The 23,033-nt window shown below is 47.9% G+C and carries 17 protein-coding genes; 12 read left to right on the top strand and 5 right to left on the bottom strand.

All coding sequences use genetic code 11. The features are described from left to right. The first annotated feature begins 1 nt into the window (after position 1). From BMY78_RS20420 to BMY78_RS20440, 5 genes are all read left to right on the top strand, one after another. A complete protein-coding gene (locus BMY78_RS20420) occupies positions 2-799 on the top strand; it encodes a PepSY domain-containing protein (protein ID WP_090903124.1) in 798 nt (265 codons plus the stop codon). 177 nt (positions 800-976) lie between these two features. After that, positions 977-1,609: a PepSY domain-containing protein gene (locus tag BMY78_RS20425; protein ID WP_090903126.1), complete on the top strand. Its 633-nt coding sequence runs from the start codon at positions 977-979 to the stop codon at positions 1,607-1,609. A 374-nt stretch (positions 1,610-1,983) separates the two neighbouring features. Continuing rightward, the gene (locus tag BMY78_RS20430) at positions 1,984-3,486 is read left to right on the top strand and encodes an RICIN domain-containing protein (protein ID WP_090903128.1); all 1,503 of its coding nucleotides are present in this window, start codon (positions 1,984-1,986) and stop codon (positions 3,484-3,486) included. A gap of 236 nt (positions 3,487-3,722) precedes the next feature. Next, positions 3,723-4,508, top strand: a complete 786-nt coding sequence (locus BMY78_RS20435; RefSeq protein ID WP_090903130.1) for an ABC transporter ATP-binding protein — start codon at positions 3,723-3,725, stop codon at positions 4,506-4,508. Position 4,509: 1 nt separating this feature from the next. Further along, entirely contained in the window at positions 4,510-6,171 is a 1,662-nt protein-coding gene (locus tag BMY78_RS20440) for a hypothetical protein (RefSeq protein WP_090903131.1), read from the top strand. Between the two features lie 259 nt (positions 6,172-6,430). Here BMY78_RS20440 and BMY78_RS20445 read toward each other — a convergent pair whose 3' ends face one another. Continuing rightward, the gene (locus BMY78_RS20445) at positions 6,431-7,606 is read right to left on the bottom strand and encodes a Leu/Phe/Val dehydrogenase (protein WP_090903133.1); all 1,176 of its coding nucleotides are present in this window, start codon (positions 7,604-7,606) and stop codon (positions 6,431-6,433) included. Between the two features lie 493 nt (positions 7,607-8,099). Between BMY78_RS20445 and BMY78_RS20450 the strand changes: the two genes are divergently transcribed. After that, entirely contained in the window at positions 8,100-8,615 is a 516-nt protein-coding gene (locus BMY78_RS20450) for a DUF2179 domain-containing protein (protein ID WP_090903135.1), read from the top strand. A gap of 270 nt (positions 8,616-8,885) precedes the next feature. On the opposite strand, the gene BMY78_RS20455 is transcribed toward BMY78_RS20450, so the two are convergent. Then, positions 8,886-10,877: a stalk domain-containing protein gene (locus BMY78_RS20455; RefSeq protein ID WP_090903137.1), complete on the bottom strand. Its 1,992-nt coding sequence runs from the start codon at positions 10,875-10,877 to the stop codon at positions 8,886-8,888. 350 nt (positions 10,878-11,227) lie between these two features. On the opposite strand from BMY78_RS20455, the gene BMY78_RS20460 reads away from it, so the two are divergent. Beyond that, positions 11,228-12,655 carry a pectate lyase family protein gene (locus tag BMY78_RS20460; RefSeq protein WP_090903139.1) on the top strand — a complete coding sequence of 476 codons (1,428 nt, stop codon included), beginning with the start codon at positions 11,228-11,230 and terminating at the stop codon, positions 12,653-12,655. Between the two features lie 153 nt (positions 12,656-12,808). On the opposite strand, the gene BMY78_RS20465 is transcribed toward BMY78_RS20460, so the two are convergent. The 3 genes from BMY78_RS20465 to BMY78_RS20475 form a co-directional block, all read right to left on the bottom strand. After that, entirely contained in the window at positions 12,809-13,822 is a 1,014-nt protein-coding gene (locus BMY78_RS20465; RefSeq protein ID WP_090903140.1) for a LacI family DNA-binding transcriptional regulator, read from the bottom strand. Between the two features lie 203 nt (positions 13,823-14,025). After that, complete coding sequence (locus tag BMY78_RS20470) at positions 14,026-15,210, bottom strand: glycoside hydrolase family 130 protein (RefSeq protein WP_090903142.1); 1,185 nt, start codon at positions 15,208-15,210, stop codon at positions 14,026-14,028. Positions 15,211-15,212: 2 nt separating this feature from the next. Beyond that, positions 15,213-16,385, bottom strand: a complete 1,173-nt coding sequence (locus BMY78_RS20475) for an AGE family epimerase/isomerase (RefSeq protein WP_371129183.1) — start codon at positions 16,383-16,385, stop codon at positions 15,213-15,215. 232 nt (positions 16,386-16,617) lie between these two features. Between BMY78_RS20475 and BMY78_RS20480 the strand changes: the two genes are divergently transcribed. The 5 genes from BMY78_RS20480 (at position 16,618) to nikA (ending at position 22,956) form a co-directional block, all read left to right on the top strand. Beyond that, the gene (locus BMY78_RS20480) at positions 16,618-17,931 is read left to right on the top strand and encodes an ABC transporter substrate-binding protein (RefSeq protein ID WP_090903145.1); all 1,314 of its coding nucleotides are present in this window, start codon (positions 16,618-16,620) and stop codon (positions 17,929-17,931) included. Positions 17,932-18,179: 248 nt separating this feature from the next. Further along, entirely contained in the window at positions 18,180-19,067 is an 888-nt protein-coding gene (locus BMY78_RS20485) for a carbohydrate ABC transporter permease (RefSeq protein WP_090903147.1), read from the top strand. Further along, positions 19,064-19,903 (top strand): carbohydrate ABC transporter permease, encoded by an 840-nt coding sequence (locus tag BMY78_RS20490; RefSeq protein ID WP_076287377.1) that lies wholly within the window; start codon positions 19,064-19,066, stop codon positions 19,901-19,903. The genes BMY78_RS20485 and BMY78_RS20490 overlap by 4 nt, the downstream gene beginning before the upstream one ends. Positions 19,904-19,926: 23 nt before the next feature. Continuing rightward, on the top strand, positions 19,927-20,964 hold the full coding sequence (locus BMY78_RS20495) for a glycoside hydrolase family 130 protein (protein WP_090903149.1): 1,038 nt from the start codon (positions 19,927-19,929) through the stop codon (positions 20,962-20,964). 357 nt (positions 20,965-21,321) lie between these two features. Next, the gene (nikA, locus tag BMY78_RS20500) at positions 21,322-22,956 is read left to right on the top strand and encodes a nickel ABC transporter substrate-binding protein (protein ID WP_090903151.1); all 1,635 of its coding nucleotides are present in this window, start codon (positions 21,322-21,324) and stop codon (positions 22,954-22,956) included. Positions 22,957-23,033 lie beyond the last annotated feature (77 nt).

A 23,033-nucleotide genomic window follows, 5' to 3' on the forward strand; every position in this document is an offset into this window, starting at 1 on the left:
GATGGAAGAGCATGAGGGGCGTCCGGAAATGAAACGGGAAGAACAACGACGCAAAGGATGGGCGAAGCCGAGACGTTCATTTTGGTGGGGTGCGGGATTCCTGGCTCTCCTTGCCGTTATAGCGATTATGTGGTGGAATCCGTGGCAATCAGACCGCGTGATGTTAACAGCAGAAGCAGCGGCCCAATCGGTCTTGGATCAATATCCGGGAGAAATCGTGAATTCCACGTTGAAGGACGGAACCTATATTATGCAGCTCCGCTCCGAAACCGGACTGTATGACGTACAAGTTGATGCGGTTACGGCGACCGTGAATTCCATTAAACGGCTGGAGTCCAACCCGCAAGCCGAGGAGAAGACGTTATGGAGCCGGGAACAGATCAAGACGGAATTGCTGAAACAAACAGATGCCGAACTGGTATCCCTTGAACTTGTCGAGCAGCAGGGAAGCCCGGTGTATTTGGCGGTATTCAAGATAAAGGACAATGGTCGGGAGCAATGGACCATTGACCCGTATAACGGAGAGAAACAGTCTTCAAAGACGCTGGAATCCTCTTCACCCGACCCGACGACAGGGGAAGGCACCAAGACTTCATTTCTGAGCGAGAAAGAAGCAGAGCAGAAGGCACTGGCTAAGGTTCCCGGGGAAGTGGATGATATCGAACTCCGTGGAACGAATAGTGGCAATCCGTATTATCTGGTTGAAATTGACCTGGAGGACGGTCGTGAGGCCATTGTGCAGGTGAATGCCATTTCAGGCGCGATTCGTTCGGTTACTTGGGATGAGGACGAGGATTAGGGACTTCACGATGGTTTAAAAGCTCTGCATGAAGCCAGTCACATTGCTATTCTAAGGAATAATGTGAGGTGCTCACTCCTTTTCTCATCAAATTCTAATCTGACTCTCGCTGATCTCTCATTCGTACAGGTTAATCTATAACTGTAGACGAGAACGAGAACAACAACGAGGAGATGAATGATGATGATGAACAAACATAAACTATGGATTGGCAGCTTGTCGGCAGCGGTGCTGCTCGGAGGATCAGCCGCTCTGGCCAGTGGGAGTGTAAATGGACAATCGGTTCAGCCTACGCAAACGTCCACTACACAATCAGTAACACAGACCCAGAACACAGATACATTGCTGACAGTCGCACAGGCAAAAGAAGCAGCCTTGAAAGCAACGGATGGCAAAGTGGATGATGTGGATCTGGAGCGCAGAAACGGCCAAACGTTCTATGAAGTTGAAATCGACAAAAAAGGAAGCAACGACGTTGTCGTTCGTTTGGATGCTTACTCAGGTAAAATCCTTGCAGTAGTCGATGATGAAGATTACGATGACGACGATGATTATAAAGGCACTGTGGCAGGTACGTCTTCCAATCACTCTGCTTCAAAACAGGTTAAACTGACAGAGGCACAAGCTTCGAACATTGCCCTGAAACAGGTGACAGGCGGAAAAGTAACCGAAATCGAACTGGATCATGATAACGGCCGTTATGTTTATGAAGTGGAACTGAGAACTGCAAATGGCGAAGCCGATGTAGACATCGATGCCAATACAGGCAAAGTGCTGTCGGTTGACCAGGATTTTGACGACGAAAATTAAGAAAAGCGTTAGCACATAGGACAATGTTATTACACAAGCTAACGAATATGAACAACATGTTGTTGCAGCTAATCTAAGTTTAGCTGGAGATAACGTATATTATAGGGATTTGGCTTATGTATAACAGAGGACGCTTCGGATGAAGCGTCTTTTTGCTGTTCACTCCATAAGTTCAGTGTGTAATCGTACATGTTCCGCCGTATTGTTCACTATTCGAGCAGGAGGAGGGCGGATACAATCGTAATCAGGAGGTGAGTGCCGAGCCAATCTGAGATATAGGTAGTCTATGAAATGCATCATCGATCGGAGGAAGAAGAGACGTATCGATTTTATTGTAAGCGCTTTATAAGTAAATTACGGAGGTGTATCATTCCATGAATGAGGGTTGGTTGGAAAAGAAAACAAATTCACATCGTTTCACTCGTCGTCTATGTTATCTGCTTGCTCTAATCTTGGCGCTGCAATCGCTGGGCATGCTGGTCGCTCCGGGACAACAGGCTTCCGCTGCTCCACTCAGTGTGACCAACGGGGTACAGTTCAAGGATACAAACGGCAATGTCATTCATGCCCATGGGGGCGGGATGATTAAGGCTAACGGGTATTATTACTGGTTTGGGGAGAATCGCAATCCTAATGGGACGTTCAAGGCGGTTTCTGTATACCGCTCAGCAGATCTGAAAAACTGGGAGTATCGCAATGATGTGCTCACCAGCAGCTCGGCTGCCGAGTTGAACATTTCCAACATCGAACGTCCGAAAGTCATCTATAACAGTGCAACAGGTAAGTATGTTCTTTGGATGCATAAGGAAAACGGAGTCGACTATGGTGAAGCCAGAGTGGCTGTAGCCACCTCAAGTACAGTGGATGGCAATTATACGTATGTGGGCAGCTATCGTCCGCTTGGCTATGATTCGAGAGACATGACGGTGTACAACGACAACGGAACGGCTTATCTCATCTCCGCGACCAAAGTGAATGCCGACCTGAATATTTACAAGCTGACTCCTGATTTCCTCGGTGTGGAATCGCTCGTAACGACGCTGTGGCCGGGTCAATATCGTGAGGCACCTGCCATGTTCAAAAAGGGTGGCGTCTACTTCCTGATCACATCCGGGGCTACGGGATGGAATCCGAATCAGGCCAAATATGCGACCGCTACCAGCATAACGGGCACCTGGAGCGGCCTGAGCAACTTTGGAGATAGTACAACCTACGGTTCCCAATCCGCATACGTGCTTCCGGTCGAAGGCTCACAGACAACATCCTATCTCTATATGGGTGATCGCTGGGCTGGCGCCTGGAGCGGGCCAGTGCAGGATTCCAAGTATGTATGGCTGCCGTTGTCTTTCCCAAGTGCAACCAGTCTGGCGATGAACTGGGCAAGCACGGTTATCATTGATGCAGCCACGGGTTCCGTAACCGGAGTGGATACGCCCGATGTCTGGGACCCGAATGCCTCGTATCAGCTGATTAGTCGCAAAAGCAATAAATTGCTTAGTGTCATCGGAGGTTCTGCGGATAATGGTGCGGATCTGGAGCAGCGGGCAGACGGCGGCACAACCAGCCAGCAGTGGCAGATCACGGATGCAGGTGGTGGTTATGTCAAAATCATTAATCGTTCCAGCGGCAAGCTGATCGGTGTAGAAAATGGTTCCACAGCGGATGGAGCTGTTATCGAGCAGTGGAACGATGGCGGCTGGGCCAGTCAGCAATGGCAGTTGGTTAGTGTGGGCGGTGGTTATTATAAATTGAAAAACCGCAGCACAGGCAAGGTGCTTGATATTTCAGGACAATCTCTGGCAGACGGCGCTGCTGCAATCCAGTGGACCGATAATGGCGGTACGAATCAACACTTCCAGATTGTTAAGGTTCAATAAGAGTTTATGTTAAGGTGAGAGATTATTCATCGAGATGATCTTGTGAAGCCCTTGTCCGGCACCTCTAGGTGAGACAAGGGTTTTTTCGTGTGTTCACCCCTGTTACGTGAATAATGATACTGAGAAGATATCCAGATGATTTCATGTGTTGCAATGTATTTCCGATCATGAACATCCCAATCTGTGGTAAACTAGTAGAATTGTAGAAATAATAGAGACAGGGGCTGGATAACGAAGTGAGTGAAAAACAAGTACTGTCAATTGAAGGCTTGCGTATGCGGTATAACGGGCGTTATGTGCTCAATGGGATTGATCTGGAAGTGAATCGGGGGGAGATGATCGGATACATCGGTCCGAACGGCGCGGGTAAAAGCACAACGGTCAAGATTTTGCTCGGACTGGTTGAGGGGTATGTGGGTACGGTCCGCATCTTTGGCAAGGATATCGCGGATGGTGACGCGGAATATAAGCGCAGAATCGGTTATGTACCGGAAGTCGCGGAGCTATACGAGCAATTAACCCCGGCAGAGTATCTGACCTTTATAGGAGAATTGTACGGGCTGTCCTATGAAGATGCCGATTATAAGGCAAAGCGGTTAATGGACTGTTTTGGACTGGAAAAATCATATCATTCCCGCATTGCTTCCTTCTCCAAAGGCATGCGTCAGAAGGTGCTGCTGATCTCCGCGCTGCTGCATGACCCGGATTTGTTGTTCCTGGATGAACCGCTCAGCGGTCTGGATGCCAACAGTGTAATGGTGGTAAAGGAGATTTTGACACAGCTGTCGGCCAAAGGCACAACCATATTCTATTCGTCACACATCATGGATGTGGTGGAGAAGATCAGCAGCCGAATCGTTCTGATTGCCGAAGGACGTGTGATGGCTGATGGTACGTTCAGGCAGCTTCAGCAGCAATCCATGGAAGGCTCACTAGAGGAAGTATTCAATCAACTGACGGGCTTCAATGAGCATCGAGCAATTGCAGAACGCTTCGTGTCCATCGTGCAGGAGGTGTACTGATATGGCGGAATCCTCCGACTTCCGCACGCTGAAGATTCTGGATCGTTTTCGGTCTGTCATCGTCAAAACAGGGGCGGATTATGATGTATTGCGTTTGATTCTACGGGTGAAGTTCCAGATGGATCAGCGGAGGGTGCCAACGGTATTGTCAGCGCGCAATGGCAATAAGGAGCAGAAAGAAGGCAACCTGTATCTGCGTTCCCTCTGGTTGTATGCACTGATGGGGCTGATTATGGTTCCGTTTGTTGTCTGGGATACGGGACATTATATGCTCCAGATGGGTCTAGTGACTGCCATGCTGATGTTTATGATCATGACCTCCATGATCTCCGACTTTTCTTCGGTGCTGCTCGATATTCGGGATCGTAATATTATCATGACCAAGCCGGTAAATGGACGCACTGTTGGCTTGGCCCGTGCCATCCACGCAGGAGTTTATCTGCTGCTGCTGACAGGCTCCCTGACGGCTGCACCGCTGATAGCGGGATTGATTACCCACGGAATCGGCTTTTTCCTGCTTTTTCTGGTGGAACTGATTCTGATGAATATGTTAATTCTGGTGACCACGTCCCTGATCTATCTATTCATGATGAAGTTTCTGGATGGGGAGAAACTGAAGGACATGATCAATATGGTGCAGATTCTGCTCTCCATCGGGATCGCTGCAGGTTATCAGCTGGTCATACGTTCATTTAGTATCATCGATTTTAATATGGTGTTCACACCTGCCTGGTGGCAGTTGCTGCTGCCTCCGGTATGGTATGCAGCAGCATTTGAGCTGCTGTTCGGCGGCGAGGGAAATGCCTGGCTGTATACTTTCTCGGCGCTTGCTGTGATCGTTCCGCTGGTCAGTCTGTTGGTGTACGTGAAGCTGATGCCTTCGTTCGAATTGTATTTGGAGAAAATGGCACACGCAGGTCAGGCCTCTGGACGAAGACGTGGGGGTTGGGATCGCATCATGGCGAAGGTATTCTCCCGTTCCAGAGAGGAGCAAGCGTGCTTTCGTTTATCTGCCAGTATGATGCGAAGTGAAAGGGAGTTTAAGCTGAAGGTATACCCTTCAGTCGGTTTAGCTTTTGTATTGCCCTATGTATTCTGGTTCACCCAATTGCAGAGTTCTTCGTGGGCAGAATTCAGGGAAAGCTCCTTCTTTTACACGCTATATATTGTGCTCTTGCTGATTGTCTCAGTTGTGACTATGCTGAAGTATTCCGGGCAATACAAGGCGTTCTGGACTTTCCGGGCAGCCCCTCTGGCCAACGAGAATGTGCTATATAGTGGAGCGCTGAAAGCTTTCTTATGCAATATGTTTCTGCCTGTATTTATATTGAACGCTATCGTATTTGTGTGGACCTTCGGGTTAAGAGTTCTTCCTGATTTGGTCGTTATATTTTTAGTGGCAACCGCACTTATCCCGCTGTCTGGAAAGCTGTTGATGCGAAAACCGCCGTTCTCCCAATCCTTTAGTGTGGCCGGGCAGAGTGATGGCTGGCTCGTCTTTGCCTTCTTTCCGCTCATGGGTTTGTTATGGGGATTACATGTATTTATCCGCACCCTACCAGCAGGCATCTGGATCTATGTAGCGCTCCTGGTCGTGATCAATATGCTGTTCTGGGCGATGCTGCATCGGGTGAAGCGGGCCTCTGTAACGGTTGAAGGGTAAGGCGGACGGTAGCAGATTGAGATTGAATGTGAAGTGTAGTAGATGTGTATGTGAAGAAAAGTGGCTTAAAGCCTAAAGCCAATCCGGTTTTGATGACCTGGATTGGCTTTTTACGTTATTTCCCATTTTTTATGTGACTCGCTGAATTTTAAAAATGGAGAAAATAAATGATAGGGCGAACGGTAACAGAGATCTCGATTCTGGAGCCCTTAAAAGATTAGAAGATTGAATTAGTGTGCTAAATCGGTAGCATTGGTTGTTAAGCATGGGGGTTTCCGCTTTGCAGGACAGCCACTGCCAGCTGATCGGCTGCATCCGCCGTGGAGAGGGCAGACTGCGCTGCTATCGCATAGACCTTGGACAGCGTGCCCGCAATCCCCGCCACCTTTTGGCGGATCAGGTCGGGCCCTGCGCCTTCCAGCTCGTAGGCGGTGCTGATGATTCCGCCTGCGTTGAGCACATAGTCAGGCGCGTACAGGATGCCGCGCGCCTGCAAGCGGCGAACAACCAGCTCCCGGTGGCTGAGCTGGTTGTTCGCCGCCCCGGCAACGATGGAGCAGCGCAGCTCCTCCACCGATGCCGGGGTTAACACGCCCCCTAGGGCACAGGGGGCGAACACCTTGCAGTCAGCGGCGTGAATATGGGCCGGATCGGCCGAGGTGGCGCCGCTGAACTGCAGAAGGGCACGTTGTACACGCTCCGGTACAACGTCTGCCACGATGAGCCGTGCCCCGGCTGCATGCAGGTGACGGCACAGGGCATACCCAACCTTGCCCAGTCCCTGGACAGCAATGGGAATGCCCTGTAATGTGGCGATGCCTTGATGACTTAGCGAGGTCACGATGCCGGTGTACACACCGTAAGCGGTCATCTCGGCGGTGAAGTCATCCTGTGCGCCCAGTGATCCGGTCATATCGGTCACATAGGAAGTCTCCAATCGGATCTGATCCATGTCAGTGGACGTGGTGCCTAGATCAAGACCGGTAATATAGCGACCGTTCAGTCGTTCAAGAAAACGTCCAAGGGCTCGAAAGATATGGGCTCGCCCTGTGTTGGTGTTGGGAATGGTGAGTTGATGGGAACTAGAATCGGAATCCACGACGTTCTTAATGGGGAATGAAGAACTAGCTTGGGATTTAGGCTGTGCAGGGGAAGTGTTTACCTTCCACTCCGTGGGGATATTCCAGACAACCGCTTTCCCGCCGCCATAAGGCAGACCGGAAACGGCTGATTTATAGGTCATACCTCTAGCAAGCTGCATAGCATCGCGGATTGCATCCTCTTCTGAGGCGTATGCCCAGCAGCGACATCCTCCGAGCGCTGGCCCGAGTGCCGTACTATGAATTGCGACCACTGCTTTCAGCCCGCTACTTGGGTCGTGACAAAATAGGAGTTCTTCCATCCCTTCCTGCTCCATCTCCTGCCATAGCTGCATGGATGCTCCCCCCTTTTTGATGTATCATTGATGGGTATCGATTGTTCGCATGGTGTATCCCATGGTGTTCGGCGATTACTAATGCTTCAGCATATTCAACGATAGAGCCTTTCGCCCCTAGGTCTGTTACCGGGTTGATAATCGCAGTAAACAATTCTATAATGGCAGTTCTGGCACCATATCGATTGCAAGTAGACCGTTTAAAATCACACCATAACGTCCAATGATGAAGATAAGAATTAATAATACTTGGTTAGTCTGAGAGCAAACGGAAGATCAGGAACTTAGGCTGGCAGTAACAGGTCTGATCATTAGGACGTGTCTCAAAACTTGCTGAAGTGTATCTTTCACCGCCTTTTCGCCCCTTGCTGCGTCAGTCTCCCTTGATGTGCCTCGGCACGCCTGCGGAAAACTTCCTGACTTGGAACGGAAATTCGGCAAAATCTGCGTCCTGCGGAGTTTTCAGACACGCCCTAGGAAAGAGGGATGCAAATTGTTTAAAATACTCGTGTTTATTTTTCTGATTCAAATTGTTTACGTATCGGCGTACACGCTGCGTATGATACTGACGCTTAAAGGTCAGAAATACATCGCCGCACTGATCAGTACGGGGGAGATTGTGATCTATGTACTCGGATTGAACTTGGTGCTGAGCTATCTGGATCAGACGGTTGCACTCATTGTTTATGCAGTAGGATATGGACTTGGTGTGTTACTAGGTGCTTGGATTGAGGAGAAGATTGCGCTTGGCTATGTTACGGTGAAGGTGATCTGTAATCAGATGGATGGCAATGTCGCCAATTCTCTGCGGGACAAAGGATATGGCGTTACCGCATGGGTAGGCAGTGGGCGCGATGGGGACAGACTGGTGATGGAGATTTTGGCGAAACGCAAAAACCAAAAGCTGCTCTACCAGACGATTCTCGGGTTAGACCCCAAAGCCTTCGTTATTACGGTGGAGCCAAAACAATTCCATGGTGGCTTCTGGACACGTTCTATTAAGCGATAACTTGTAATGATGCAACATGGTAGAATCAAAAAACTCGCCAATGACTTTTCTGGCATCGTTATATTGCATAGTCACTTCTTTAATTTTTTGAATAAGATACACTATTTATCACACCTGTAGGTTATATGTTATGGTTAATGTACCACTTCAGGGTGCATTTATAACCATAAATTTGTGTGCTACCATAACCGCGAACAAAAAGGAATCCCGGCACATCATGTCCGGGATTCCGTTTCATTTATGAATGGGAGAGATCGCACAGCTAACGTATCACTTGTTCAGCGAGAGTACCGAAGCATCTTTGATATCATAGAGAACTCCGTCAGGGGTACTTTTAACGAGTTGGATAATCTGTCTGTAGGCATCACCGTCTGATGGGGCGATGGCATCAAATACAATCTCGTCTGCTTTCAGTTTATCAGCTATTTCTTTAATGCTAAAGGAAGACAAGGGGAGTGACTCATGGACAGGGGCATCGGTAATGAATATAATCCGTTTGGCGTTGTCGCTGCTGAACTCCGAGAGCTTATTAGTAGCTAAGTTAATAGCCTCCAGTCCCGATTCTCTTATATCCCCTCCGCCAGAAGCCACCAATGTATTCAAATCCCCCTTTAACTTATCTTTATCCTGGGTAAAATCAAAGAACTTCAAATTGTAATCGCCATTTCTGTAAATGTTAACGTCCCGATAGGTGATAACCGCAAAATTCGAACCGGCAGGTACGGAATCAACGAAGCTCTTAACCGTTTCTTTGATATAGTCGATCACTTCACCCATACTGGCCGTCACGTCTATAACAAATATAATATCAGACGGAGTATTAATTCCCTTCGATATATTATTTAAAATAGGCGAGGTACTTGAAGACCCAGATTCTGTTGTTTTTGTTGCTCCCGAAGCCGGTTCTTCGCTTTCAGCAGATGTAGGAATGGATGGCTTATTTAGAAAAATGGTAACCGAACCAGCTTCTCCGTGCCACTCTACTTCTCCTCCGAATGCTTCACTGACGAACCGTAGTGGCACCATGGTTACGCCGTTAATGATCTGTGGTTTTGCACTTAAGGTTACAGCGACACCGTTAATGTAGGCAATTTTAGAGCCGATCGTCAGCACGATAGTCCGGCCTTCTCTAATTGCCGTAACCGTTTGAGTGGAACTGTTCCATTTAACATCGGCTCCCAACGATTCGAAGATTCCTCGAAGCGGCACGAGCACACTCCCCTTGAAATTAGTCGGGGGTTGCTTGTAAACCTGCTTCTCACCTTCAATAAACACCTGAATATTCGTAGGCTCATGGTTGATTATAACGAATTGAGGAATAGAAGCAGACAATTCACCTGACTGATTGGCCGATTTTAGGTAAAAATAATATCCGCCTGTTGGAAGCCCCATCTTTCTTAGTGAGAAACTGAAGGTCTTTCCTGGCTCAATCTTTATTTGCCTAACCACCTGCCCGCTTGCATTTTTCACCATTAAATAGGAGGTGTACCCGGAAACGGAGGCCGATTCAGACAGTTTGATGGTAATGGTATTGCCTGATCTGATCGTAATACTGCCGGGATAGCGCTCTCCTGTTGGAATTTGAACAAGAGGCTCCGATGGTTTGTTTGGAGTTGGACTCGGACTCGGACTCTCAATCACTTCTTCGGAAGGAGAGGGTTTACTGGAAATAGAAGCCTTAGGGATATAGAAATAGACTTTGGCACCGGAGTGCGGAACCTGCTGTTTTTCGGATAGGGTTACGGTATTCGTTGTTGCGTTGAAGGTAAATCGGGACGTGGCTACCTTCGTTAGGTCAATGGAAAGACTGATCTGTTTGGTTGAATTTAGCGTATAGTTTAACGACACTGGAAAATTCCGTGTGGAGCCATCTCCCTCAGGCAAGGCAAAACCCATATTGGCACCTTCTTCCCACTCAAATCCGGGAATAATGCCGTATTTAATATGAATCTCGGCACCTCTGTCGGGAGCTTTATTGAAGGTGATGCTATAGTTGGCATAATCCACAACATAGTCCTTGGAGTCCACTTCTATCGCATTGACATACAAGCGCAAAGTGGTATTGGATGCGGTCAACTTGTTCTTCGTTGTAAATCCGAAGACGCGGTTTTCTCCATCACCATCTTTTAGAATATTGATTAAATCATCGTGCTCCCTGAATTCAAGGGAATCAGCAGCGTGCACAATTACGCTGTGAAGGCCCAAATTGCCAAAAATAAAAATAGAAATAAACGATATCAAGAGCATCTTTCTAAACTTCATCTGTTTCACTCCATTTTATGTAACTTATAGATAAGTCAGCGGCTGTTTGTCCTATTAATACACTCTATCCACAATGTGGAATTGCCTGCTGCTCTCTTACTTTATCACAGGAAGTAGGACTTAACTATATATATCGGAAATGTAGTCATCCTGAAACCAAGTTAAACCTATACGATTCATAGTTGATTACAGTATAACCTCTTACCAGATTTGGTTTTTCCACATGGATGTGAGATTAAGATTATTGTTGTAATCGCTTTCAAAATATACAGTGAGGACATGTCCTTCATGACACGGTATGGCAGCGAGGGACGAGCCTTATCAATTATGAAATGGGAGGAATGAATGGGATGAAAACAAAATTAAGAAGCTGGTGCAGTGCAGCCGTGGCTGTAACGTTGGGGATCACACTAATGTCGGGTCCTGCAAGTGTGCAGGCAGCAGGGAATGCAGATTACAATCTCACGGGATTCTCCCAAGGTAACACGGGCGGTGGCATCATCAGTGAGTCGAACACGTCCACGTATAAGAAGGTATACAATGCGACTGACCTGGCACTGGCGTTGAAGAAGAACTCCGGCGTCAAAGTGGTGGAGATTATGAATGATTTGAATCTAGGGTGGAACGAAATTCCGAGTGCCGCGCAGACATCACCTTTTGCCAAACACAATGATGCCTTAACGCATCCTGTATTGAAACAGACTGGCGTAAGCAAGATTACAATTGACGGTTTTAATGGACTCACTATTTTCTCCGCTAACGGTTCCAAAATCAAACATGCTGCCATTAGCGTGAAACGAAGCTCCAACGTCATTATCCGTAACCTCGAATTTGATGAGCTCTGGGAGTGGGATGAATCCACCAAGGGTGATTATGATAAGAACGACTGGGATTACATCACTCTGGAGGAGAGCAGCGGTGTGTGGATTGATCACTGTACATTTAACAAAGCCTATGACGGACTCGTTGATTCGAAAAAAGGAACAAGCGGCGTGACCATCTCCTGGTCTACCTTCAAGGGCGATGACGGCAGCTCAAACAGCTGGGTTACCCAGCAGGTTAACGAGTTGGAAGCGAACAAGGCTTCCTATCCAATGTACAACTACCTGCGCAGCAGCGCGGTTGGGCTCAGCAAAGCCGATATCATTGCCATTTCATCTCCTCAGAAAAAAGGTCATCTGGTAGGTTCGACCAGCTTCGAATCGGCCAATGCCAATCTGTCCATAACCCTGCACCATAACTTGTACAAAGATATCCAGGATCGCATGCCGCGTCTGCGCGGAGGCAATGCGCATGCCTACAATATTGTGATGGATGCGACAGGGGCGCGTGCAGCCAAATCCAGAATCACTTCTGCGATGGCAGCGGCGATTTCGTCCAAAGGGTATCATTTTGATATCATCGGCAACGGAGCGATTTCCACTGAAGATGGTGCAGTGCTGGTCGAAAAATCCGTGATCAAGGACGTACTGTTCCCGGTCCGCAATAACCAGACCGATCCGGCCGATGCAACGTATACAGGTAAAATTCAGGTGAATGACACGATGTATTCTCTGGATGGAAGCTCATTCCGTGGAAACAGTGATGCATCCGGCAGTCCGCTCAGCCCGGTTCCGGCCGCAGTGAAAGCTTTCTCCTGGAACGGATTCTCGACACTTCCTTACAGCTACACTACCGATGATCCAGCGACGCTGAATGCACGCCTCACCGGTTCAAGCGGAGCAGGTGCAGGCAAATTATCCTGGTCCAAAGACAACTGGCTGAAGACGAGCTACTAGGCTAGGCAGCAACAGGATCCGGGTGTTGAAACGAATGGCTGTGCCTACAAGGATTTTAAGCCACGTTATCGTTTTTTCATAAGCAAAGAGTGCTCCTGCAGCCGTAATGGCCGGGAGCACTCTTTTTGTGGAACGGAGAGTCTTCGTTCCTTTTTAGTTAGATTCGTCATCCGAAAGTGCAGGTGCAGCACTCACGGAATCACGATAAATGATATTGCCCTTCACGTGTACGCGGCCGAAGCTGCGACTCGGGTTATCAATCTTTTTGAGCATGGAATGAACCGCAGTACGCGCCATCTGTTCCACATCGACCTCAACCGTCGTTAATTTGGGCTCGGAGAGTGTGGCATAGATATCATTATCGAACCCAACCACAGAGCATTGTGCAGGCACCTGAATACCCAGTGAAGTCAGTTTTTGAACAAGCAGATGGGCCACCTGATCACAGTTGCATACAAAAGCCGTAGGCAGCTGCTCTGGCAGATCAATTTCAATAAACGTACCTCGCTCATCGCGGTCATTAAGCACGAGATCCGGATTCATCGGCAACCGATGCTCCAGCAATGATTTGTAATAACCGAGGAACCGGTCCTGAATGCTGCTTGTCGAATAGAGATTCCCCACATAAGCGATGTGGCGGTGTCCCTGCTGTACCAGAACGTTTGTCAGCTCATAAGCAGCGTAAAAGTTATCGGTTACGACAGAGTCGATATCAGAATGCTCATCGTAGAAATCGAGAAACATTTTAGGTACCTCCATCGACTGGACCAGCTCGATATATTCCTTGCTGACTTGTCCAAGCACAATGAAACCATCCACTTTGTTGTCACTATAGAGCTTTGGCAGGATTAATTCCTCTTCATCCTCCACATTCAGAATATGCAGAATGCCGTAGTATCCCTGATCCTCCAGATGTTTGGTGATGCGCTGGAATACACGTACATAGAACGATTGTGTAGGTCCGGTAAACCGCTCCGGGATAATAACACCAATATTATGAGTTAAGCCTTCCTTCATCGAACGAGCCGCGGCGTTATACCGATAGCCCATCTGAACGGCAAGCAATTTAATTTTTTCCTTCAATTCGCCACTGACGCCATCTTTGTCGTTTAATGCTTTCGAGACCGTCACACTGCTAACTCCGAGCTTGTCGGCGATATCCCGCATGGTGATATTGTTCTTCAGCTTTGGTCGCCTCCTTCAAGCCGGTTTACGTACAATGTGCTGTCATTATGGTTAACGCTTCCTTCAAACATAACAACAATCCATATTAGTATACATCGTTACCCACATGGAATAAAGAAATTCTGGTTAGCGCTGCGCTAATTTTTCAGCATGCTGGATTTTCCGCCTGAAGGCTGATCGTCGGTTTATACCAATTGCTTTTGGAGAAGCTTCTCATTCCGCTCAATCAGGTCACCGCGCTGGCTGGCGCAATCCAGGGAACGATACGGATCGGCCGGGGTATTGAAGGTGTAATCAATCAATTGATCAAGCGTTGTGGCTGCCACATGACAGCGCGTATCGCTAGATGCATAATAAATGAAAACCTCACCCTGTTCGTTGACCACTGCACCGTTGCAAAAGATAACATTGGACACATCGCCCACACGCTCGTCGTCATAAGGAGCAATGAAGTGTCCACCCGGCTTGGCGATGATGCGTGCCGGATCATTCAGATCCGTAGCGAACGTGTACAGCACATAACGAAGGCCCGCTGCCGTGCTGCGAACCCCGTGGGCAATGTGAATCCAGCCGCGATCCGTTTTGAGCGGAGCAGGGCCCTGGCCATTTTTCACTTCGTATACAGTATGGTATTTCCGTTCATCGATGATTGTCTCTTCCTCAATCACTGGATTCAGGATATCATCGCACAGACCAAAGGCAATCCCGCCACCGCTGCCTGTGGAGATGAATCCGTCTTGTGGACGGGTGTAGAAGGCATATCTACCCTTTACAAATTCGGGGTGCAGTACAACATTTCGCTGTTGAGGGGAGTTGGTCTTGATGTTGGGTAGACGCTCCCAGCTGACCAGATCACGTGTCCGCACAAGCCCAGCCTGGGCTATGGCACTGGATGTATCAAATGCCTGAGCTTCCGGGTCTTTGCGCTCCGAGCAGTAGATGCCATAAATCCAGCCATCTTCATGCTGGACCAATCGCATATCATACTGGTTCGTTTCGTCAGCATCGATATCTTCCCACACTAATGGTTTGCCTGTGAAGCGAAATCCGTCGATGCCGTTATCACTTTCAGCTAGAGCGAAGAAGGATTTACGGTCCAATCCTTCGGTACGGATGACCATCACATATTTGCCATTGAAATAGATGGCACCCGGGTTCAGTGTAGCGTTAATGCCCAGACGCTCCATGAAATGGGGGTTCGTCGTTTCGTCCAGATCAAATCTCCAGTGCAGCGGTACATGATGGCGCGTGATTACCGGATAACGGTACCGATCATATACGCCGTTGTAGAAGGAAGGATCAATTTCATTTTGGCGTGTAAGCAGCTGTTCCTGTTGCTCCAACAATTCATTGTATTTGGGGTGTATCATCACTATCCCATCCTCTCCATTAGTTCAATACAAAACCTGCTGTTGTGATACGGGCATTTCCAAGGTCCGGCGATTTCGCTTTGATCCGGCGTGCCGTCCCCGTCTACCGACCAGTACCATTCGCCGCCAGCACGGTGATCGACAATATGTACCTTCGTATAGGTCCACAAGCGTTCCACTCTCTCCAAAAACAAAGGGTCACCTGTACGTTCATAGGCATTATAGAATCCGACCATTGCCTCGGCCTGAACCCACCATATCCGCTTCTCATCCACATGATCGCCCTCTTGTTCATTCATTAGGGAGCCATCGTCCTGTACAGCCACATTGGAAATGTTATAGGCAATATCCGTAACCATCGCGGAATACTCCGGGTGTTGGTCCAAGCCCAGCACTTTTAACGTTTCGTCAATCAGCCAGCTGGCTTCAATGTCATGGCCGAATGAACGCAGATCAATGATGGATTGCCAGTCCTCGTTGAAAAATACCCCGAGAAACGTCGTGTCCTTGTCATACACCCGTTCATATAAGATGCCGAGCAGGCGTTCCAGCGCCGTCTTCACCTGCGGATCTGGCCACACTCGGTAGAGTGTGGTGTAGGCCTCCAACACGTGAATATGCGTATTCATCGTGTAATCTGCAATCACACCATTCTCGCTCAGCATTTCATTGGGCTGTTTATTCCAAAAGCGGTCAAATTGTTCCTTATATGCAGGTAGTTCGGCATTCAGCCCTTGATCCTCAATGAGAGCAAAAAGCGTTTTCGCAAGTTCCAAAGCAGATGCATCCCCGGTGGCACGATAGTACTCACTCAATGAGTAGACGCCGAAGGATTGCGTATACACATGTTTGCTTGTGTCCATTGGTTCTCCATTGGCGTGGACCATCCAGTACATGCCGCCATATTCCGTATCCATCACATGATCCACAAGGAAACGGTAAGCATGTTCAGCGTGATCACGCCAGATTTCATTTCCGGTTACCCGGTAGGCAGCTGCAAAGGACCATAATTGTCGTGCCGTGGCGATTCCACCTTTGGGAGCGAGTGGATCGACCTGAAGGTCACTGCCAACCCAACCGTAGAATCCGCCGTAGTTATGATCTTTGAGGGCAGACCAGAATGGTAGAATATGACCTTCCCAGTGTTCTTTTATTTCAGTTCTGATGTCATTGATGTGAGTCATAAGTGAGCGCTCCTTCAAAGTACAGGGATAAAGTTTAATTAAGTTAACGTTAACCTTATTTTATAATACTAGTGTCGGGAAAAAGCATTGTCAACGCGTCTGGGGATAAAAACTTGTTGTTAAGTAATAAATAATTTAATTGACAGGTAAGCGTTACCATAATAAAATTCATTTTGTAACCTTAACGATAACTTAAATTAACTTAAGAAAGGGGTCGGATCAATTGAATAAAAACAAAGGTTGGATGTTGCTGCTCACCATGCTGCTCATCACTTCTCTGCTCGCAGCATGCTCTTCTGGAGGTGGTTCCTCACAGGCAGGAGAGGAAATTAGCACAGATCCTGCGGATATCAAGGGAGAAATCACCGTCCTTACACAGCGTACCGATATTGTGGATACCGTATTCAAAGACTATGCTGCGGAGTTCAATAAGGAATACCCGGATGTCAAAGTAAACTTCCAGGCACTGGCCGATTATGAGGGACAAGTGAAGATTCGTATGAGTACCAAAGATTATGGTGACGTGCTGATGATCCCCACCAGCGTACCGATTGCGGACATTCCGGACTTTTTTGAACCGTTGGGCACGTACGATGAGTTGAAAGATAAGTACACAGCCATTGAAGAGCGTATGGTTGACGGCCAAGTCTATGGTATTCCAACCGTTATCACGTTCTCCGGCATCATGTATAACAAGCAGGTGTTCAAGGATGCTGGCATTGCGGAAGTTCCCAAAACACCTGAGCAATTCCAGGCTGCACTCCAACTGGTGAAAGACAATACAGCCGCGATTCCACTGTATACCAACTATGCATCCGGCTGGGCTTTGACACAATGGGAAGCTGATCTGCCGACGGTTGCAGGCAGTGTGGATTACGTAAACATTGACCAACCGAACACGGATGAAAACTTTGTGGCTGGCAAGCCGCACTATGAATTGTACAAAGTGCTTTATGATGCAGCCAAGAATGGCCTGATTGAGAAAGATCCAACTACAACCGACTGGGAAAGCTCCAAGGCTGATCTGGCGAATGGGAAAATTGCAACGATGGCACTTGGATCATGGGCGATTACCCAAATTCAAGGCTTGACGGATACACCAGACAACATCGGATTCTTGCCATTCCCTACGAATGCAAGTGATGTAGTCGTTCCGCTCGCAGCAGACTATAACATCGGCATGAACGTGAACAGCGAGAACAAACCTGCTGCGAAAGCCTGGATTGATTGGTTCCTGGCGAAATCGAATTACGCGGTTGAGCAAGGCGGGGGCATGAGCGCAGACAAAAATGCGGAATTGCCACCGATTTTGGATCAATACAAAGACGTTACATTCTCCACGCTGACTCCTGCCAAAGAAGGACAGGAAGGTCTGGTTGACAAAATCGACAACGAAGGCGAGATCGGCCTCTGGCAGCCTGACTTCAAGAAACGCATTATCGAAGCTGCCATCGGTAATCGCAGCGAATCGTACGACGACATTATGAAGGATCTGAATGACAAATGGGTTAAAGCACGGACAGAACTGACGAAATAAGCAGATTATGGGTATACATCGATCTGTAAAGGTGCTACCAGTGTCCGACCACCGCTGAAATGATGCCAGGCAGAACGCCCTGGCTGAGGGGAGAGAATTTCTCTTTTGGTACGGTATTTTGCATCTGGATGCAGGAAAAATCAGATGTAAAATGCCACCTTTGGTGGTTGATTATTTAACATCATTTGTGATTTGGACTGGAGTCTTTCGATATAAAAGCGGCAGAACCGCTTGGAGGTGTGGAGAGCATGAAATACTTGAAGATTTCGAACTGGGGCTACTCAGCGCAACGCATATTTATCATCTGTGCCTTCTCGATCATTCCACTGGCACTGCTGTTCACGTTTGCTTATTTGCCTGTCATTAACATGTTCAAATACAGCTTCACCGATTGGAACGGATACAGCAAAAGGTTTGACTATGTCGGATTTGAAAACTACACGCGGATATTCAGTGACCCTGAGTATTTTAAAGTGTTTATTGTCAGTTTGTATTATTTTGTAGCCACATTCGTACAAATGGGTTTGGCCCTCTACTTTGCAACGATTCTGAGCTTCAAAATCCGCGGCAAAAACTTTTTCAAAGGCATATTGTTCTTCCCCTATCTGCTGAATGGCGTAGCCATCGGATTTATCTTCCTCTTTTTCTTCAAACCAGATGGTACCCTCGATACACTCATGCAGGCCGTAGGGCTTGGACAATACACTCAGCTCTGGCTTGGGAATCCGAATATTATTAACGTGTCGCTCGCAGGCGCATCGGTATGGAGATACATGGGCTTTAACTTCATCATCTTCCTGAGTGCGATCTCTTCCATCCAAAAAGATGTCTATGAAGCGTCAGATATTGACGGGGCCAATCGCTGGCAGCAGTTCCGCCATATCATCCTGCCGAGCATTACGCGCATCCTGCAGCTCAACCTGATTTTGGCGATTAGCGGCGCAATCAGTGCGTTCGATATTCCATATATTATGACCGATGGTTCCAACGGTAGTGAGACATTTGTCATCCAGACGGTTCACCTCGCATTCAAATACGGCAAGCTGGGCTTGGCGTCAGCGATGGCTGTTGTGCTGCTCTTTATCGTCATTCTTGTTACGTTGGTTCAGCGTTTCACCATGAAAGGGGAGGAATGAACGTGCAATCATTCAAATACACCCTAGCGAGCATATTTAAATATGCTTCACTCATTCTCGCAGCGTTCATTGCGCTTGTACCCATTGTTGTGGTGCTGTTTGCATCGCTTAAAACCAATGCAGAGTATGCGACCAGCAGTCCGCTCGCCCCACCAGCCAATTGGCTGAACTTTGCAAACTATACCAAGGCTTTTGTGGACGGCAACATGCTGGTCGGTTTTAAAAATACGATTATCATCCTGATCATCTCCATCGTAGGTGCCACTTTAACGGGTTCCATGATCGCGTATGTGCTGGACCGGTTCAAATTCAAAGGCAAGAAAATCATGGTCGCCGCGTTTCTGCTCGCTACCCTCATCCCGAGTGTGACAACGCAGGTCGCTACATTTCAGATCATCAATGCGCTCGACCTGTTCAATACTCGCTGGGCAGCCATTGTGATGTACCTAGGTACAGATATCATCGCGGTATATATCTTCCTGCAATTCCTGGGTTCCATCTCGAATGCATTGGATGAATCCGCCATGCTGGACGGTGCTTCCTACTTCACGATCTATTGGAGAATCATTCTGCCCCTCCTGAAACCGGCGATTGTAACGGTCATTATCGTGAAGGGCGTCAACATCTACAACGATTTTTACACACCATTCCTGTACATGCCCAAGACGGACTTGCAGGTCATATCTACGGCCTTGTTCAAATTCAAGGGGCCATTCGGATCACAGTGGGAAGTTATCAGCGCAGGCATCATGATCGCCATCATTCCAACGATGATCATCTTCCTGCTGCTACAGAAGTACATCTACAACGGCTTCGCACAAGGCTCTGTTAAATAAAAAACGAAGGGAGAAATGAAACGATGACAGTTGTTGGTACGAAAAACGTACACATTGTTGGAGATGCATTGCCGAATATGCCTTGGGAGGATAAACCGGAGGGAACGGAAGGTCCAGTATGGAGACACTCCGCCAACCCGATTGTGCCGCGTAACCCGATCAAAGGAGTTGCCCGTATTTTCAACAGTGCAGTGATTCCTTATGAAGGGAAATTCATCGGAGTATTCCGCGCAGAAACGATCAATGGCCGCCCACACCTGCACATGGGATCGAGTGAGGATGGTCTGGAGTGGAAAATTGAAGAGGAACGTATTACTTTTGTGGATGAGAAGGGCGATCCCTTCATGCCGAACTATGCATACGACCCACGTCTGGTGAAAGTGGAAGATACGTATTACATCATCTGGTGTACCGATTTCTACGGTGCTGCGCTGGGTCTGGCCAAGACCGAGGATTTCAAAACGTTTGTCCGTCTCGAAAACCCGATGCTGCCGTTTAACCGTAATGGCGTGTTGTTCCCGCGCAAAATGAATGATAACTATGTGATGTTGTCCAGACCAAGCGACAGTGGACATACGCCGTTCGGGGATATTTTTCTGAGCGAAAGTCCGGATCTCGTGTACTGGGGCAAGCACCGTCATGTCATGAGCAAAGGCGGTCAGGGCTGGTGGCAGTCGGTCAAAATTGGCGGCGGTCCGGCACCGATCGAAACGTCCGAAGGCTGGCTGATGTTCTACCACGGCGTAACCGGGACTTGTAATGGTTTTGTCTACAGCATGGGTGTGGTCATTCTGGATCTGGAGGAGCCATCGAAAGTAAAATATCGTTCCTCCAACTTTGTACTGACACCGGAAAAGTGGTACGAGGAGCAAGGGTTTGTAGACAATGTCGTCTTCCCGTGCGCCACATTGCATGATGCAGAGACCGGACGGATTGCCATCTATTATGGTGCAGCCGACACATACGTTGGAGTAGCTTATACCACTGTCGAAGAGATCGTGAACTACGTCATTGAGACCGACGAAGTCATTGCAGGAGACCGTGAGGAAGGCAAGCTGTAATGCATATCGAGCATTAAGGAATTTACATTTGACTGGATGTGTGGAAGGGGAGATTTTGAGATGTTCATTGCAGGGACGGATACAAAGTTGACGGTAAACCTGCTGAGCAGGTGATTTGCCAGTTCTATGAGTGCATTTAAGTAGAAGTTTAAACGCAAGTCAGGAGACATATCTGAATATGAATCTCAATCAGGTCAAGAAGCCCGTCCTCCCGCCTGCAGGAAGGGTTTTTTGGCTGTTTTAATAAACCACATATACAATATCGAATTTTGTTGACAAAAGAAGGACTCCTGCCTATTCTTAATGGATGAATATGATAATCATTATCATGAAATAGAGAAAAGGGGTTCTACATCCATGTCTGTACAACATCGCAAATCTTCGGCCCTCACGCTGGCAACGATGCTCTTGTTGCTATTCGTTATCGTGGGCTGCAGCAATACAGGAAGTGGAGATGAATCCTCATCTGCTGCTTCGGATCAAACGTCTACGAAGTCGATTACGATGTCATGGCCACGTGATATCGGTACAATGAATCCGCACACGTACAATCCTTCGCAATTATTTGCCCAATCCATGCTCTATGAGCCGCTAATCAGTTACCAGAAGGACGGAAAACTGGAACCTGCGCTGGCAGAATCATGGACCATCTCCGATGACGGCAAGGTATATACATTCAAGCTTCGCCAAGGTGTGAAATTTTCAGATGGTACGCCATTTAATGCTGAGATCGTGAAAAAGAATTTTGATGCTGTGATGAAAAATAAAGACACACATAGCTGGCTGGGCATTGTAGGCGTGCTCGACAAGACGGAGGTTGTGGATGACCAGACTTTCCGACTGACACTCACAGAGCCATATTATCCTGTTCTTCAGGACTTGTCGGTGGTTCGTCCTTTCCGCTTCCTGGGTGAAGCTGGATTCCCGGATGATGGAGATACATCCCAAGGCATCAAAGAGCCGGTTGGAACGGGCCCGTGGATGCTGGCTGATTACAAGCAGGACGAATATGCTGTTTTCAAACGTAACCCGAATTATTGGGGGACAGCACCGAAGGTAGACCAGATTACGGTCAAAATCATTCCTGACGGTGAAACCCGTGTACTTGCTTTTGAAAAAGGCGATCTCGACCTGATCTATGGTGAAGGTATGATCAGTCTGGATGCGTTCCAGGAGCTGCGTGACAATGATAAATATGTGACCCAATTGTCTGATCCGGTGGGTACTCGCAGCTTGCTGCTGAACTCTTCCAATCCAAAGCTGTCCGATGTCAGAGTGCGGATGGCGCTCCAGCAAGGGTTTAACAAACAAGCGATGGTTGAAGGCGTCACTTCCGGTTTGGAAGAACCAGCCGATACGGTATTATCCAAAAACTACCCGTACACTAATGTAAACCTGGAACCGATCACGTATGATGTGGAGAAATCCAAAGATTTACTGGATGAAGCGGGCTGGAAGCTGCCGGCTGGTGGTACGGTTCGTGAGAAAGACGGTCAGCAGCTTGATTTCGAGATGATTTTTGACAAAACGGACCCGATTCAGAAAGCGATGGCTGAGACCATTCAGGCTGAGTGGAGCGAGCTGGGGGTTAAAGTAAACCTCACTGGACTGGAACTTACGGTACAGATCAAACGTTTGAAAGCTAATGATTTCGACCTGTATTTCTGGTACAACTATGGTGCTCCGTATGATCCACATTCCTTCATTAACGTTGTAGCGAGCCCTGGATTCGGGATTTCCGAGACCCTGAGTGCGCTGCCGATGAAAAAGGAACTGGACGAGCAGGTGCATGCAGCACTGTCATCTACAGACGAGACGAAACGCCAGGAGTTATATGGCTCTATCCTGAAAACACTTCAGGAGCAATCGGCGATCGTACCAATCTCTTATATTAAGAAAACAGCTGTATATCAGAAGAAAATCTCCAACTTTATTTTCCCGGCGAACCGTGATGAAAATCCGTTTGTGGGCATTGAATTAGGCAATCAATAAGAAGTAGCAATTACTTTAATTTTGGAAGTGGTAAGGCCTTGGTAAGGTCATGTAGCTTGATAAAGGGGAGGAACGTT

This window comes from Paenibacillus sp. OK076 (genome assembly GCF_900110055.1).
In the GTDB taxonomy this organism is placed as follows: domain Bacteria; phylum Bacillota; class Bacilli; order Paenibacillales; family Paenibacillaceae; genus Paenibacillus.

Coding starts and splice junctions, on each gene's coding strand:
- BMY78_RS20425 (WP_090903126.1), top strand. CDS start 977: ATGATGATGATGAACAAACATAAACTATGGATTGGCAGCTTGTCGGCA.
- nikA (WP_090903151.1), top strand. CDS start 21,322: ATGTCTGTACAACATCGCAAATCTTCGGCCCTCACGCTGGCAACGATG.
- BMY78_RS20490 (WP_076287377.1), top strand. CDS start 19,064: ATGAACGTGCAATCATTCAAATACACCCTAGCGAGCATATTTAAATAT.
- BMY78_RS20420 (WP_090903124.1), top strand. CDS start 2: ATGGAAGAGCATGAGGGGCGTCCGGAAATGAAACGGGAAGAACAACGA.
- BMY78_RS20460 (WP_090903139.1), top strand. CDS start 11,228: ATGAAAACAAAATTAAGAAGCTGGTGCAGTGCAGCCGTGGCTGTAACG.
- BMY78_RS20485 (WP_090903147.1), top strand. CDS start 18,180: ATGAAATACTTGAAGATTTCGAACTGGGGCTACTCAGCGCAACGCATA.
- BMY78_RS20455 (WP_090903137.1), bottom strand. CDS start 10,877: ATGAAGTTTAGAAAGATGCTCTTGATATCGTTTATTTCTATTTTTATT.
- BMY78_RS20445 (WP_090903133.1), bottom strand. CDS start 7,606: ATGCAGCTATGGCAGGAGATGGAGCAGGAAGGGATGGAAGAACTCCTA.
- BMY78_RS20495 (WP_090903149.1), top strand. CDS start 19,927: ATGACAGTTGTTGGTACGAAAAACGTACACATTGTTGGAGATGCATTG.
- BMY78_RS20465 (WP_090903140.1), bottom strand. CDS start 13,822: ATGCGGGATATCGCCGACAAGCTCGGAGTTAGCAGTGTGACGGTCTCG.
- BMY78_RS20440 (WP_090903131.1), top strand. CDS start 4,510: ATGGCGGAATCCTCCGACTTCCGCACGCTGAAGATTCTGGATCGTTTT.
- BMY78_RS20430 (WP_090903128.1), top strand. CDS start 1,984: ATGAATGAGGGTTGGTTGGAAAAGAAAACAAATTCACATCGTTTCACT.
- BMY78_RS20470 (WP_090903142.1), bottom strand. CDS start 15,210: ATGATACACCCCAAATACAATGAATTGTTGGAGCAACAGGAACAGCTG.